The 14664-nt window shown below is 63.4% G+C and carries 12 protein-coding genes; all 12 read left to right on the top strand.

All coding sequences use genetic code 11. The features are described 5' to 3' along the window. Positions 1-73 precede the first annotated feature (73 nt). The 12 genes from J3351_RS05160 (at position 74) to yqeK (ending at position 14564) form a co-directional block, all read left to right on the top strand. Positions 74-853: an RNA methyltransferase gene (locus J3351_RS05160; RefSeq protein ID WP_005935549.1), complete on the top strand. Its 780-nt coding sequence runs from the start codon at positions 74-76 to the stop codon at positions 851-853. Then, positions 850-1995, top strand: a complete 1146-nt coding sequence (gene dprA, locus J3351_RS05155; RefSeq protein ID WP_207697245.1) for a DNA-processing protein DprA — start codon at positions 850-852, stop codon at positions 1993-1995. The genes J3351_RS05160 and dprA overlap by 4 nt, the downstream gene beginning before the upstream one ends. A gap of 138 nt (positions 1996-2133) precedes the next feature. After that, the gene (gene topA, locus J3351_RS05150) at positions 2134-4218 is read left to right on the top strand and encodes a type I DNA topoisomerase (RefSeq protein WP_097772669.1); all 2085 of its coding nucleotides are present in this window, start codon (positions 2134-2136) and stop codon (positions 4216-4218) included. Positions 4219-4333: 115 nt separating this feature from the next. Further along, the gene (gene trmFO / locus J3351_RS05145; protein WP_207697244.1) at positions 4334-5710 is read left to right on the top strand and encodes a methylenetetrahydrofolate--tRNA-(uracil(54)-C(5))-methyltransferase (FADH(2)-oxidizing) TrmFO; all 1377 of its coding nucleotides are present in this window, start codon (positions 4334-4336) and stop codon (positions 5708-5710) included. A gap of 175 nt (positions 5711-5885) precedes the next feature. Then, positions 5886-6896, top strand: a complete 1011-nt coding sequence (gene plsX, locus J3351_RS05140) for a phosphate acyltransferase PlsX (RefSeq protein ID WP_207697243.1) — start codon at positions 5886-5888, stop codon at positions 6894-6896. Positions 6897-6965: 69 nt separating this feature from the next. Next, positions 6966-7640, top strand: coding sequence for a ribonuclease III (gene rnc / locus J3351_RS05135; protein WP_005935533.1), 675 nt, complete (start codon positions 6966-6968; stop codon positions 7638-7640). Continuing rightward, positions 7641-11198: a chromosome segregation protein SMC gene (smc, locus tag J3351_RS05130; protein WP_207697242.1), complete on the top strand. Its 3558-nt coding sequence runs from the start codon at positions 7641-7643 to the stop codon at positions 11196-11198. It begins immediately after the preceding gene. Positions 11199-11347: 149 nt separating this feature from the next. Continuing rightward, positions 11348-12286 carry a signal recognition particle-docking protein FtsY gene (gene ftsY, locus J3351_RS05125; protein WP_207697241.1) on the top strand — a complete coding sequence of 313 codons (939 nt, stop codon included), beginning with the start codon at positions 11348-11350 and terminating at the stop codon, positions 12284-12286. A 110-nt stretch (positions 12287-12396) separates the two neighbouring features. Further along, positions 12397-13029, top strand: coding sequence for an RdgB/HAM1 family non-canonical purine NTP pyrophosphatase (gene rdgB / locus J3351_RS05120; protein ID WP_117533525.1), 633 nt, complete (start codon positions 12397-12399; stop codon positions 13027-13029). Positions 13030-13043: 14 nt separating this feature from the next. Continuing rightward, a complete protein-coding gene (locus J3351_RS05115; RefSeq protein ID WP_005932885.1) occupies positions 13044-13340 on the top strand; it encodes a YhbY family RNA-binding protein in 297 nt (98 codons plus the stop codon). Then, positions 13337-14023 carry a nicotinate (nicotinamide) nucleotide adenylyltransferase gene (gene nadD, locus J3351_RS05110; protein WP_207697240.1) on the top strand — a complete coding sequence of 229 codons (687 nt, stop codon included), beginning with the start codon at positions 13337-13339 and terminating at the stop codon, positions 14021-14023. The genes J3351_RS05115 and nadD overlap by 4 nt, the downstream gene beginning before the upstream one ends. Further along, positions 13977-14564 carry a bis(5'-nucleosyl)-tetraphosphatase (symmetrical) YqeK gene (yqeK, locus tag J3351_RS05105; protein WP_207697239.1) on the top strand — a complete coding sequence of 196 codons (588 nt, stop codon included), beginning with the start codon at positions 13977-13979 and terminating at the stop codon, positions 14562-14564. Before nadD ends, yqeK begins: the two co-directional genes overlap by 47 nt. Positions 14565-14664 lie beyond the last annotated feature (100 nt).

The following is a 14664-nucleotide window of genomic DNA, read 5'->3' as shown; positions in this document are numbered from 1 at the left end:
CCTGAAAGACGCCCGCGCGTAGTAAATACGCGGGCGTCCTTTTTGTATATTTTAGTATCTTCTGGAGGACCGCATGGAAAAGATCACCAGCCGGGAAAACGCAAAGATCAAATATGCCTGCCGCCTTGCTTCCAGCGGGGCGTTCCGGCGCAGTGAGGGGAAATTTCTGGCCGAGGGCCGCAAGCTCTGCCCGGAGCTCTGCCGCGGCGCGGCGCTGGAGACCCTGTTCTGCACCGAGGCAGCGCTGGAAAAGTGCCCGGAGCTGGCCGGGCTGCCCGGGGAACACTATCTGGTGGAGGACCATGTGGCCGATAAGCTGGCCGATGTGGGCACCCATCAGGGCGTGTTCGGCATCTTCCGCACCCCGGTGCACACGCTGGACGAGGCAAAGACCGGCGGGCGGTATCTGGCGCTTGAGCGGGTGCAGGACCCCGGCAACGTGGGCACGCTGCTGCGCTCTGCCGCCGCGTTCGGCTTTGACGGCGTGCTGCTGAGCGATGGCTGTGCCAGCGTGTTTGCCCCCAAGACCCTGCGGGCCTCCATGGGGGCCGCCGTGCGGGTGCCGGTGATGGAGGTGGGGGCAATGCCTGCCGCCATTGCCGCCCTGCGGGCAAAGAACATCACCTGCCTTGCGGCGGCACTCTACCAGAGCCAGCCCCTGAGCGCGGCCCGGCCCGGTTACCCGGGCGGTGTCTGCGTAGTCATCGGCAGTGAGGGCCAGGGCCTGACGGAAGAGACCATTGCTGCCTGCAGCGGCACCGTGCGCATCCCCATGACCGACCGGGTGGAAAGCCTGAACGCCGGCATTGCGGGCAGCATCCTGCTGTGGCATTTCCGGGAGGAGAGCCTGTGACCGGGCCCGGCTTCGGCCAGACCAGTCTTTTCCCGCCCGAACCGGCCCCCGACCCGCTGCTCTGCTGGCTCTGGCTGGCAAACACGCTGGGCGCGGGCAGCAGCCATGCAGGCCGGGTGCTGGATGTGTTCGGCGGGGCGCAGGAGGCCTGGGAGAACCGGGATTCCGATGCGTTCCGCAAAGCGGTGGGCAGCCCGGCCTTTGCCCGGGCCAACCTGCCCGACAACACCCCGGCGCATTACCGGGCCTTTGCGCGGCGGTGCGCGGCGCGGAATATCCGCATCCTGCCCTATGATGACCCGGATTACCCGCTGGCGTTTTCCCGCATTCCCGATATGCCGCTGGTGCTCTACTGCACCGGCGACCCCCTCTGGCTCAATGAGCCGGGGGCTGTGGGGATGGTGGGCAGCCGCAGGCCCACCGAGTACGGCCTGCAGGCGGCGGCAGACCTGGGCAGCGGGCTGGCCAAAAACGGGGCCATCATCGTCAGCGGTCTGGCCGATGGGCTGGACAGCGCCGGGCACCGGGCCGCAGTGAAGGAAAACTGCCCCACCATCGGGGTGCTGGGCGTGCCCATTGACCGCACCTACCCGGCCTCCAACCGGGAGCTGCGGAAAAAGATCGAGCAAAAGGGCTGCGTGATCAGTGAGTACCCGCCCGAGAGCGGCCCCGTTGGCCCCAATGGCTTTTTGCAGCGCAACCGGCTCATTGCGGCGCTGTCCTCGGCGCTGGTGGTGGTGGAAGCGCAGGAAAAGAGCGGCACCATGTCCACAGTCAACCATGCCGAGCGGTATGGCAAGCCGGTGTTCGTGGTGCCGGGCAGCATCTACTCGCCCAACTCAGCAGGCACCAACGCCCTGCTGCGGGAGGGCCGTGCCAAAGCCGTCTGCAAACCCGACGACCTGTTCGGGGTGCTGGGCCTGCGGGGCGCGGCGGCTCCGGCGGCGGTGCGCTCTGTGCCCGACCCCATGAGCGAGACTGAGCGCAGGGTGCTGGCCTGTATCGGCCCCAAGGCAAAGGGCGTGGAGGAGCTGGGCGCGGCAAGCGGCCTGCCCACCGGCCTGCTGCTGGGCACCCTGATGAAGCTGGAGCTGGCGGGCCGTGTGACCTGCCTGCCCGGCAAGCGGTATATTCTGCGCTGAACTGCGCAATTTAAGTTGAATGAAACCTCTCAGTCTCGCTGACGCTCGCCAGCTCCCCTAATAAGGGAGCCCTTGGCATTTCGTTGGGTTTTACTACCACCGTCAGGCTGGGAGTTTATAATATAGGAGAAGAGAACCATGGCAAAACTGGTAATCGTGGAGTCGCCGGCAAAGGCGAAGACCATTGGCAAATATCTGGGCAAGGATTACGAGGTCACGGCCAGCATGGGCCACATCCGGGACCTGCCTAAGTCCCAGCTGGGCATCGACGTGGAACATGACTACGCCCCCCAGTACATCAATATCAAGGATAAATCCAAGCTCATCAAGGAGCTCAAGGCAAAAGCCAAGCAGGCCGACGGCGTTCTGCTGGCAACCGACCCGGACCGTGAGGGCGAAGCCATCAGCTGGCATCTGGCCAATATCCTGGGGCTGGACCCCCACGAGCCCAACCGCGTGACCTTTGACGAGATCACCAAAAAGGGCGTGCAGAAGGGCATGGCCAATCCCCGTGCCATCGACGAGGATCTGTTCAACGCCCAGCAGGCCCGCCGCATCCTCGACCGTCTGGTGGGTTATAAGCTCAGCCCCTTTCTGTGGCGGAAGGTGCGCCGGGGCCTGTCGGCGGGCCGTGTCCAGAGCGTGGCGGTGCGGCTGATCGATGACCGCGAGAAGGAGATCGAAAACTTCAAGCCCGAGGAATACTGGAACGTGGATGCCACGCTGGGCACTGGCCACAAGAGCTTTACCGCCCGCCTGGCCTCTGACAGCACCGGCAAAAAGCTGCTGCCCAAAAACGAGGCAGAGGCCCGTGCCATCGAAAAGGGTCTGGAGGGTGCCGAGTACACCGTGGGCGAACTGAAAAAAGGCAAGCGGGCCAAGCAGCCCACCCCGGCCTTTATCACCAGTACCCTGCAGCAGGAGGCCTCCCGCCGTCTGGGCTTTACGGCTACCCGTACCATGCGTGCCGCCCAGACCCTGTACGAAGGCGTGGACATCGCGGGCCACGGCACCATGGGTCTGATCACCTATATGCGTACCGACAGCCTGCGCATTTCCGATGAGGCGGTCGCCGCTGCAAAGGAGTATATTGCGGACGCTTACGGCGAACAGTATATCTGCCCCTACAAGCGCACTTGGAAGACCAAAAGCGCGACCGCCGCGCAGGATGCCCACGAAGCCATCCGTCCCTCGGTGCCGGGGCTGACCCCTGACGAGGTGGACAAGAGCATCAGCGGCGATACCGCCAAGCTCTACAGGATGATCTGGAGCCGCTTTATGGCCAGCCAGATGGCAGACTGCCAGCAGGATACCGTGAGCGTGACCGTATATGCGGGGGACTACCGCTTCAAGGCCAGCGGCTACACCGTGACCTTTGACGGCTTTACCGTGCTGTACGAGGAAGCCACCGATGAAAAGGAAAAGAAGGAGACCAGCCTGCCCCCGCTGGAACAGGGGCAGCTGCTCAAGCTCAAGGAGCTGAAGAGTGAGCAGAAATTCACCCAGCCCCCCGCCCGCTACACCGAAGCGACCCTGATCAAGGCGCTGGAGGAAAATGGCATTGGCCGTCCCTCGACCTATGCGCCCATCATCACCACCATCATCGACCGCGGCTATGTGGAGCGGGAGCAGAAAAAGCTCAAGCCCACCCTGCTGGGCCGCGCCGTGGACGGCCTGATGCTGGAGCAGTTCCCCCATATCGTGGACGTGGATTTCTCGGCTGAGATGGAGAAGAACCTGGATAAGATCGAGAGCGGCAAGGCCGATTGGCACAAGACCGTGGATGATTTCTATCAGGGCTTTGCCGCCAGCCTGGAACAGGCCGAAAAGAACATGGAGGGCAAGAAGGTCAAGGTGCCGGACGAGCCTTCCAGCGAGGTCTGCGACCTCTGCGGCCGTCCCATGGTCATCAAGGTGGGCAAGTACGGCAAGTTCCTGGCCTGCTCCGGCTTCCCCGAGTGCCGGGGCACCAAGCGTCTGGTCAAGGACACCGGCGGTGTCTGCCCCAAGTGCGGCAAGGGCCGGATGCTGGAGCGCAAGAGCGCCAAGGGCCGCATCTACTACGGCTGCGAGCGCTACCCCGACTGCGACTTTATGACCTGGGATACCCCGGTGCCCACCAAGTGCGAAAAGTGCGGCTCCACCCTGTTCCGCAAGGGCTCCAAGCTCTACTGCGCAAAAGAGGGCTGCGGCTTTGAGATGCCGGTGCCGAAGAAGGATTGATCAAACCTCTCAGTCAATGCTTCGCATTGCCAGCTCCCCTAGTAGGGGAGCCCTTGGCAGGGCGGAAAGTTTTTCCTGACTGCTGGAAGTGCGAGATAAGATAAAGGGATACAACATGAGCAACTATAAAGTTACTGTACTGGGTGCCGGTCTGGCAGGCTGCGAGGCGGCGCTATGGCTGGCAGGCAAGGGCGTTCAGGTAACGCTCTACGAGCAGAAGCCCACCCACTTTTCCCCGGCTCACAAGAGCGCGGGCTTTGCGGAGCTGATCTGCTCCAACAGCCTGAAGGCCGAGCGTCTGGATTCCGCTTCCGGCCTGCTGAAAGAGGAGATGCGCCGGATGGGCAGCCAGCTGCTGGAAGCCGCCGAGGAGGCCCGTGTGGCCGCGGGCGGCGCATTGGCCGTGGACCGGGATGCATTCAGCGCCGCCGTGACCCGGCGGGTGGAGGAGTGCCCCAACATCACTGTGGTGCGGGAGCAGGTGGAGCACATCGATGAGAGTGCACCCATTCTGGTGGCCACCGGCCCCCTGACCGATGGTGCGCTGGCCGACGAGATCGGCCGCCTGACCGGCGATGAACGGCTCCATTTCTATGATGCCGTAGCTCCCATCGTCACGGCCGAGAGCCTGGATTACAACAAGGTGTTCGCCGCTTCCCGGTACGACCGGGGCGAGGCCGATTACCTGAACTGCCCCTTCAATAAGGCAGAGTATGAGGCTTTCCACGCCGCGCTGGCTTCGGCAGAGCGTGCCCCGCTCCATGCCTTCGATGCCGGTGCGGAGCAGGGCGCGCAGCCCGACCCCGATGCCCACGGCAAAAAGGCGGATACCGTCACGGTCTACGAGGGCTGTATGCCCATTGAGATCATGGCCGCCCGGGGTGCTGATACCATGCGCTTCGGCCCCCTGCGCCCGGTGGGTCTGGTGGACCCCAACACCGGCCACCGCCCCTGGGCCAATGTCCAGCTCCGCGCCGAGAACAAGGAGCGCACCCTCTATAATATCGTGGGCTTCCAGACCAACCTCAAGTGGGGTGAGCAGAAGCGGGTGTTCAGCATGATCCCGGGCCTGGAAAATGCCGAGTTCGTGCGGTACGGTGTCATGCACCGCAACACCTTCCTGGATGCGCCCCGTGTGCTGGACGCGGGGCTGTTCCTGAAGGAGCACCCCAACGTGTTCTTTGCGGGCCAGATCACCGGCTTTGAGGGCTATATGGAGAGCGCCGCCTGCGGTCTGCTGGCAGCCCGGAGCATCTACGCCCGGCTGGAGGGCAGGCAGCTGCCCCCGCCGCCGGTGGATACCATGTGCGGCGCGCTGATCCAGTATCTGACCACCGAGAACAAACATTTCCAGCCCATGGGCGCGAATATGGGCATCCTGCCCCCGCTGCCGGCCGAGAGCCGCCCCCGTGACAAACGCCTGCGTTACATGGCCGTGGCCGAGCGTGCCGTGGCCAGCTTCCAACAGTGGCTGGATGCAACTGGATTCTAAACGGGAAGCGGGCTTGCCCTCTCCGTCATTGCTTCGCAATGCCACCTCCCCCAAAGTGGGAGGTCTTGACATTTCTTGCAAAGTTTAGGGTTTTGTCAAAAGCTCCCCCCTCGGGGGAGCTGGACGCGAAGCGGCCTGAGAGGGTGAGGATGCTGACCGAGAAAGGACGATGTTTATGAAAATTATCGTTGATATGATGGGCGGCGACAACGCCCCGCTGGCTGTGCTGGAAGGCATCGCACAGGCTGTGAAGGAATACGGTGTGCAGGTCATCGGCGTGGGCAGCGAGGAGCTGGTGCGCAAGACGGCCGCCGAGCACAATATCCCGCTGGACGGCATCGAGCTGGTCAACTGCACCGAGACCATTGAGATGTGCGATGAGCCTGCAAGGGCCATCCGCAGCAAGAAGGATTCCTCCATCGTGGTGGGCCTGAACCTGCTGAAGGAGGGAAAGGGTGATGCCTTTGTCTCTGCCGGAAGCACCGGCGCGCTCCATGTGGGCGCAAGCCTCATCGTGCGCACCCTCAAGGGCGTAAAGCGCCCGGCCCTGGCCACCATGGTGCCGGCCAAAAACAAGGCCTATCTGCTGCTGGACTGCGGCGCGAACGTGGAGTGCCGCCCCGAGATGCTGGCAGCCTTTGCCGTGATGGGCAGCTGCTATGTCAACAAGGTGGAGGGCCGCACCGCCCCCACCGTGGCGCTGGCAAACAACGGTGCCGAGGAGAGCAAGGGCACCCCGATGCTCCGGGAAGCCCACCAGCTGCTCAAGGCAACACCGGGCATCCGGTTTGTGGGCAACATCGAGCCCCGTGACGTGCCCAACGGTGATGTGGATGTGGTGGTCTGCGACGGCTTTACCGGCAATGTCATCCTCAAGCTGACCGAGGGCGTGGCCAAGATGCTGCTGGGGATGCTCAAGGAGATGTTCCTGGCAAACCTTGGCGGCAAGATCGCCTACCTGCTGCTCAAGAGCGGCGTGGGAAGCCTCAAGCACCAGATGGACAGCGAGGAGTACGGCGGCGCACCCTTCCTGGGCGCAAAGCAGCCGGTCATCAAGGCCCACGGCTCCTCCAAGGCCAAGGGCATCAAGAACGCCATCCGGCAGGCCAAGATCTGCGTGGAGAACGACCTGTGCGGCACCATGCAGAGCGCGCTGGATGAGCTGACAACCTCTCAGGCCGACTGACATCGGCCAGCTCCCCTGGCAGGGGAGCCAAGAAAGAACGATTTTTGACATAAAGGGAGTAAGAAATCCATGAGCCATCAGTTGGAAACAATTATTGGTTACAAGTTCAAGAATCCGAAGCTGCTGGAGACGGCGCTCACCCACACCAGCTACGCCAACGAGAGCCGCACGCCGGTGCAGCACAACGAGCGGCTGGAATTTCTGGGCGACAGCGTGCTGCAGATCGTCTCGGCAGATTATCTGTTCCACGCCTACGCCGACCGGCCCGAGGGCGACCTGACCCGCATCCGTTCCAGCTTGGTCAGCGAGGGCGCATTGTTCCAGTTTGCGCAGGAGATCAATCTGGGCGAGTATCTGCGCCTGGGCCGGGGCGAGGAACGCTGCGGCGGCCGTACCCGCCCCAGCGTGGTGTCCGATGCCTTTGAGGCCGTCATCGCCGCCCTGTATCTGGACGGCGGCATGGAGGTGGCGAAGAGCTTCATCCTGCCCTTCATCACCGAGGGCAAGCACGCTGAGGCCGATTACAAGACCCGCCTGCAGGAGATCGTCCAGCAGAACCCCGAGGAGCGGCTGAGCTATGTGGTGGAGCAGGAATCCGGCCCCGACCACGACAAGCATTTCGTGGTGGCTGTCCGCTTCAACTCCGATAAGGTCGCCCGGGGCGAGGGCCGCAGCAAGAAGATGGCCGAACAGCACGCCGCCCGCGAAGCCCTCAAGCTCCTGGGCGTGATAAAGGAAAAGTAAATGGTATTCAAGGAACTGGAGATCCAGGGCTTCAAGAGCTTTCCCGATAAGGTCAAGATTACCTTTGACGAGGGCGTGACCGGCGTGGTGGGCCCCAACGGTTCGGGCAAGTCGAACCTGTCCGATGCCGTGCGCTGGGTGCTGGGCGAGACCAGCGCCCGCCAGCTGCGCGCCGCCGGAAAGATGGAGGATGTCATCTTTGGCGGCACCCGGCGGCGGGGGGCCATGGGCTTTGCTCAGGTGCGCCTGACGCTGGACAACAGCAGCCACGCACTGGATGTGGAAGCGGACGAGGTGACCATCGGCCGCAGGTATTACCGCTCCGGCGAGAGCGAGTACAGCATCAATGGGCAGATCTGCCGCCTGAAGGATGTGTATGAACTGCTGCTGGATACCGGCATCGGCCGCGATGGCTACTCGGTCATCGGGCAGGGCCGCATTGCCGAGATCGTGGCGGCCAAGAGCAGCGAGCGCAGGGAGATCTTTGAGGAAGCCTGCGGCATTGCCAAATACCGCTACCGCAAAAACGAGGCCGAGCGCCGCCTTGCCGCCGCCGCCGAAAATCTGGAACGCCTGCGGGATATCCTGGGCGAGCTGGAGGCCCGGGTGGGCCCGCTGGAAAAAGAGAGCGAAAAGGCCCGGAAGTTTCTGGAACTGAGCGCCCGGCGCAAAACGCTGGAGGTGACCCTGTGGACGGACGGCGTGCACCGGGCCAAGGAAGCCGTGCGCCGTCAGGTGCGGGATTACGAGACAGCCCAGGCCGATTATGAGCGGTTCGACCGCCAGACCAAAGCCGCCGAGAGCGAGGCTGAGGAGATCCGGATGCAGGCACAACAGCTGACTATTGCGGTCGAGCGCCTGAATGGGGATATCCGCAGCATCACCGAGCAGATCAGCGGCAGCGAGAGCCGGATCGCCGTGCTGGAAAACGACATTGCCCGCAACGAGGAAAGCGCCGCAGACCTGCGGGCAGAGATCGCCGCCGGGCAGCAGGACAGCACCGAGGCCGCCGCCGCGCTGGAACGCCACCGCGCCGTGGCAAAGAGCATGGAGCTGGCGGGCCGGAAACTGGCCGCAGAGCTGGATGCCCTGAACGATGAGCTGGTGCGCCTGACCCGGGAAAACGACCAGAGCGGTGCCCGCCGGGATACCCTGCGGGGCGAGGTGGCGGCCCTGACGGCCCGGCACACCGAAGCGCAGGTGGCTCAGGCCGCTGCCGAGGCTGCTGCCGAGACGGCCCTGAGCCGTCTGCCTGCGTTGGAAGAAGCTGCCGAGGTGCTGGCTGTCCAGCGGGACGACGCAAAGCAGGATCTGGAGGATACCGTGCGGTACCTCACCACGCTGGCCGAGAATGAGCAGCAGCTCAAAAATATCCGGGCCGGTCTGGAACTCAAGCTGAAGAGCCGCCGCGCCGCGCTGGAGGAAGCCGACCGTGCCGAACAGCAGCTGAACCGGGAGCTGGATGCCGCCCGTCAGCGGCTTTCCGTGCTGCGGGAGCTGGAAAAGAACATGGAAGGCTACCAGAACTCCGTCAAGACCGTGATGCGGGCGGCATCCGCCCGGCGGCTGCGGGGCATCATCGGGCCGGTGTCCTCCATCCTGCGGGTGGAGCCGGGCCGGGAGGTCGCCATTGAGACCGCGCTTGGCGGTGCCCTGCAGAACATCGTGGTGGAGAACGAAGCCGCCGCCAAGGCGGGCATCGCCCTGCTGCGGAGCGAGAACGCGGGCCGCGCCACCTTCCTGCCGCTGGACACAGTCCAGCCCGGCGTGTTCCGGGGAAAACTGTCCGGCTCGGCAAGGCTGGCAAGCAGCCTGGTCCAGGCCGATGCACGGTACAGCGACATCGTGTCCAATCTGCTGGGCCGCATCATCGTGGTGGATGATATCAACGAGGCCTCCCGTGTGGCCCGGGACAACGGTTTCCGCAGCAAGGTCGTCACGCTGGATGGTCAGGTGGTCAATGCGGGCGGCAGCTTTACCGGCGGCAGTGTCCAGCGCAGCGCGGGCTTGTTCACCCGCAAGCAGGAGCTGGAGGAGCTGCGGGTCAAGGCTGCGAAATTGCAGAAGGAATGCCTTGCCGCTCAGGAAAAGACCGACCAGTGCAAACAGCAGGCAGATGCTCTGAACGCAGAGCTGACCGCCGCCAGCAGTGAGCAGATCACTGCCGCCAACGACCGTGTGCGGGCCGAAGCAGAGCGCAAGCGGCTGGAAGCCGCCATGGAGCAGGCCGAGACGGCCCTTGCCGCGCGGCAGAAGGAAATCGACACCCTGAACGCCCAGCTGGCTGACAGCCGGGAAAAGGCCGCGCAGGCCGAAGCACAGGAAGCTGCGCTGGCCGGGGAGATCGAAGCAAAATCGGGCGAGCTGAACCGCATTGCCGAGGGAGACGATGCGTTCCTGACCCGGCAGCGGGCGCTGGCCGAGCAGGTGAGCGCCAAGCGGCTGGAACAGGTGAGCCGCCAGAAGGATGCCGAGCTGGCGCAGGCGCAGATCGAAGCGCTGGAACAGCGCACCCGGGATGCCGAGAGCCGACGGGCCTCTCTGGAGGAGAGCCTTGCCGCCCTTGCCGCCCGCAGTGATGCCTGCCGGGCCGAGATCGAGGCCATCCGCAAGGCCAAGACCGACAGCCGGGCGGAGATCGAAGCGAAAGAAGCCGAGATCCGGAAGGCCACCGAACAGCGGCTTTCCCGCCAGCAGGCCGAGACCGAGGCACTGGCCCGGGCCCGCACTGCTGCCGACAGCCGCGAGGAGATGGGCCGGGAGATGGCCCGTCTGGCCGAGCGGAAAGCAGCCGCTGAGAGCGAATACGATGCCACCGCCGCCAAGCTCTGGGATGAATACCAGCTGACGGTGAGCCAGGCCGAGGAGCTCTGCGTGGAGTTCGACAGCCTGCCCGCCCTGCGGGCGCAGGTGGCCGATCTGCGCAATCAGATCCGGGCGCTGGGCAATGTAAACGTCAGCGCCATTGAGGAATATCAGGAGGTCAGGGAGCGGTACGATGCCCTGAGCGCTCAGGTGGCCGATGTGGAAGGCAGCAGGAACGAGCTGACGCGGATGATCGCCAGCCTGTCCGGCCAGATGAAGGAGATCTTCACCGACAGCTTCCGGGCCATCAACGAAAATTTCGGACGCATCTTTGCCGAGCTGTTTGGCGGCGGCGAAGCCAGCCTTGTGCTGGAGGATGAAAGCGATGTGCTTTCCTGCGGCATTGGCATTCAGGTGGCACCGCCGGGCAAAGTCATCAAGAACCTGGAAGCCCTTTCCGGCGGCGAGCAGGCGCTGGTGGCCATCAGCATCTATTTTGCGATCCTGGCCGTCAACCCGGCACCGTTCTGCATCCTGGACGAGATCGAAGCCGCCCTGGATGATGCCAATGTCAGCCGCTTTGCACAGTATCTGCGCCGGGTGAGCGACAAGACCCAGTTCATCGTCATCACCCACCGCCGCGGCACCATGGAGGCCGCCAATGTCCTGTACGGTGTGACCATGCAGGAGGACGGCGTGTCGAAATTGCTCAAGCTGGATCTGGAACAGGTTGACGCGACGCTGGTTTCGTAGGTATAATAGATTAAACCTCTCAGTCTCGCTTCGCTCGCCAGCTCCCCTAGTAGGGGAGCCCTTGGCATACCGGGCAGCACTGAGCGCAAATCGTGAAATGGCGGGTTTTGCCATCACGGATAGAAACAGCAAAACAAAGGAGAGAACCAATGGGCCTCTTTGGATTTGGCAAAAGAGAAAAAGATAAGATGAAAGACGGCCTCGAAAAGACCCGCACGGGCTTCTGGGGCAACATTATGAATACCCTCACCGGCAGCAAGATCGATGATGATCTTTACGATGAGCTGGAAGAGCAGCTCATTCTGGCCGATGTGGGCGGTGAAGTGGCCATCAAACTGGTGGACAAGCTGCGGGACCGGGTGAACGAGAAGGGCCTGAAAACCGGTGAGCAGGCCAGCGATGAACTGCGCGACCTCATTGCCGATGAGATGCGCCCCGAAGCTGAGATGGACCTGAGCGGCACGCCTGCCGTCATTCTGGTCATCGGCGTGAACGGCGTGGGCAAGACCACCAGCATTGCCAAGCTGGCCGATTTCTATACCCGTCAGGGCAAAAAGGTCATGCTGGCTGCAGGCGATACCTTCCGTGCCGCCGCCAGCGAGCAGCTGGAGATCTGGGCCGACCGGGCGGGCGTGCCCCTTGTCAGGGCGGGCGAGGGCGCAGACCCCGCCGCTGTCATTTTTGACACGGTCAAGTCGGCCACCGCACGCGGCTATGATCTGGTCATTGCGGATACCGCAGGCCGCCTGCACAACAAGGCAAACCTGATGGCAGAGCTTTCCAAGATCAGCCGCAGCGTCAAAAAGGCCAGCCCCGAGGCCAGTCTGGAGACCCTGTTGGTGCTGGATGCCATCACGGGCCAGAACGCCATCAGCCAGGCCCGGGAGTTCTGCAAGGCGGCAAACGCCACCGGCATCATCCTGACCAAGCTGGACGGCACCGCCAAGGGCGGCTGTGTCGTGGCGGTCAAGCAGCGGCTGGGCCTGCCCGTGCGGTTCATCGGCGTGGGTGAGGGCATCGATGACCTGATCCCCTTCACCCCGGAGGGCTATGTGGAAGAGTTGCTGCCCCGGCAGTGGAAGCATTAAGTGTCGAATGGATCTGCAGTCAAACCTGTCAGGCCGCGCTTTGGTGCGTCCGGCTCCCCTGACAGGGGAGCAAAGTGTAGGAGTTCGACAGGGGCAGAGAGGAGAAAAACATGAAAATTTGTGCAGCGACCGGCAACGCCGGTAAGCTCCGTGAGCTGCGGCGCATTCTGGAAGCGCAGGGCCACGAGGTGGTCAGCCAGAAGGAGCTGGGCATCACCATTGAACCCGATGAGACCGGTACCACCTTTGAGGAAAACGCCCTCATCAAGGCCGAGACCATCTGCAAAGCCAGCGGCCTGCCCACCATCGCCGATGATTCGGGCCTCTGCGTGGACGCGCTGGAGGGTGCCCCCGGCGTGTACAGCGCCCGCTACTGCGGCCGCCACGGCGACGATGAGGCCAACAACGACAAGCTGCTGGAGAATATGCAGGATATTCCGGCGGAACAGCGCGGCGCAAAATTTGTGGCCGCTGTCTGCTTTATCCTGCCCACCGGCCGGCACCTGACCTGCCGGGGCGAGTGCCCGGGCAAGGTGGCCTTTGCGCGCCTGGCGGGCGATTACGGTTTTGGCTACGATCCGCTGTTCATCCCCGATGAATGCGGTGTGGGCAAAGCGGAAAAGCGCCCCAACACCGAGGGACGCAGCTATGCCCAGCTCACCCCGGACGAAAAGGATGCCATCAGCCACCGCGGTGTGGCGCTGGCAAAGCTGGAAAAAGAATTACCTGAATTTCTGAAATAAAAGGAGAAATAATTATGTTGACGAGCAAACAGCGCGCCATTCTGCGCGGCAAGGCAAACACCATGGACCCCGTTTTCATCGTGGGCAAGGGTGAGATCGACGAGACCATGATCCAGGGCGTGAAGGACTGCCTGGATGCCCGGGAGCTGATCAAGCTCAAGGTGCTGGAGAGCAGCATGTACAACGCCCGTGAAGCTTCTGTCAAGCTGGCAGAGGCCACCGGTGCCGACTGCGTGCAGGTCATCGGCTCCAAGTTCGTGCTCTATCTGCAGAAGAAAAAAGACAGCGCCTACGCTGACCTGCTGAAATGAGGCTTCTGCTGTACGGCGGCACCTTTGACCCGCCCCACAACGGCCACCTGAACAATCTGCGCGCCGCCGCTGCCCGGGTGCGCCCGGACAGAGTGGTGGTGATGCCTGCGGGGCTTTCCCCCTTCAAGCAGTCCACCGCCGCCCCCGGCAGCGCCCGGGTGGAGATGTGCGCGTGCTTCCGTGCACTGGAAGCGGAGGGGGCTGTCCCGGCGCTGTGCGTCAGCGGCTGGGAGGTGGAGCAGGCCGCGCTGGGCAGACGCAACTATACGGTGCTCACGCTGGAAATGCTGGCCCGCACCTATCCGGAAGCCGAGCTGTACATGGCCATGGGCAGCGATATGCTGCTGAGCTTTGACAGCTGGCACCGCTGGCAGGAGATCCTGCGGCTGGCCCGGCTGGTGGTCACGAGCCGGAATGTGGGCGATGCGCCGGAGCTTCACGCCAAGGCAAAGCAGATGGACCCCACCGGGGCACGCATCCTGTTTGCACAGGTCGAGGCTCTGCCCATGGCCAGCAGCAGCCTGCGTGCCCGCCTTGCAGCAGGGGAAGCGTGTGAAAATGAACTGCCCGCCCTCGTGCGCCGGGTCATCCGGCGGGAGGGGCTTTACCGGGCAGACAGAGGGGAAGGCAGAAACCATGAATCTGAAACAGGCAAAGGAGCTTGTGCGCGGCCGGTTGAGTGACAAGCGTTACGAGCATACCCTGAACGTGAGAAAAATGGCCGTCAAGCTGGCAAAGCGGTATGGCGTGGATGAGGACAAGGCCGCGCTGGCCGCCCTGCTGCACGATTCGGCCAAGGAGATCAGCAAGGACGAGATGCGCGCCATCATGCGGGCCCACCCGGAACTGGCCGAGGGCGGGGAAAAGCGCCCCACCCCGGTGTGGCACGGCATCTGCGCCGCCATCCTGGCCCGCACCGAGTGGGGCGTGGAGGATGAGGCTGTGCTTTCGGCCATTGCCTGCCACACCGCGGGCAAGCCCGGCATGAGTAGGCTGGATAAAATCGTCTATCTGGCGGATATGTCCAGCAAGGAGCGGGACTGGCCCGGGGTGAACAAGCTGCGCAAGCTGGAACTGAAGGATCTGGATCTGGCCATGCTGGCAGCCCTCAGGCAGACGAACGACTTTGTGCTCTCGCAGGGCAAGCCCCTGGACCCCATGTCCAAGGCGGCCTACGATGAGATCAAAGCAGAGGTGGATGTCCGGGCTGCAAAGGCCGGGTGAGCCTGTTTTTCTGCACACACCCTGCTCCGGAAAAGAATACCGATTGCAGATTGTGGGTAAGAATGTTATACTATGGAACATGACGACAGTCTCTGTCGGA

This window comes from Faecalibacterium sp. Marseille-Q0746 (assembly GCF_017377595.1).
GTDB classification, from domain to species: domain Bacteria; phylum Bacillota; class Clostridia; order Oscillospirales; family Ruminococcaceae; genus Faecalibacterium; species Faecalibacterium duncaniae.
The sequence above is the reverse complement of the archived record's forward strand: the minus strand, read 5'-3'. Positions and strand labels throughout refer to the sequence as shown.

Coding starts and splice junctions, on each gene's coding strand:
- yqeK (WP_207697239.1), top strand. CDS start 13,977: ATGAATCTGAAACAGGCAAAGGAGCTTGTGCGCGGCCGGTTGAGTGAC.
- topA (WP_097772669.1), top strand. CDS start 2,134: ATGGCAAAACTGGTAATCGTGGAGTCGCCGGCAAAGGCGAAGACCATT.
- nadD (WP_207697240.1), top strand. CDS start 13,337: ATGAGGCTTCTGCTGTACGGCGGCACCTTTGACCCGCCCCACAACGGC.
- rnc (WP_005935533.1), top strand. CDS start 6,966: ATGAGCCATCAGTTGGAAACAATTATTGGTTACAAGTTCAAGAATCCG.
- rdgB (WP_117533525.1), top strand. CDS start 12,397: ATGAAAATTTGTGCAGCGACCGGCAACGCCGGTAAGCTCCGTGAGCTG.
- J3351_RS05115 (WP_005932885.1), top strand. CDS start 13,044: ATGTTGACGAGCAAACAGCGCGCCATTCTGCGCGGCAAGGCAAACACC.
- trmFO (WP_207697244.1), top strand. CDS start 4,334: ATGAGCAACTATAAAGTTACTGTACTGGGTGCCGGTCTGGCAGGCTGC.
- ftsY (WP_207697241.1), top strand. CDS start 11,348: ATGGGCCTCTTTGGATTTGGCAAAAGAGAAAAAGATAAGATGAAAGAC.
- smc (WP_207697242.1), top strand. CDS start 7,641: ATGGTATTCAAGGAACTGGAGATCCAGGGCTTCAAGAGCTTTCCCGAT.
- J3351_RS05160 (WP_005935549.1), top strand. CDS start 74: ATGGAAAAGATCACCAGCCGGGAAAACGCAAAGATCAAATATGCCTGC.
- plsX (WP_207697243.1), top strand. CDS start 5,886: ATGAAAATTATCGTTGATATGATGGGCGGCGACAACGCCCCGCTGGCT.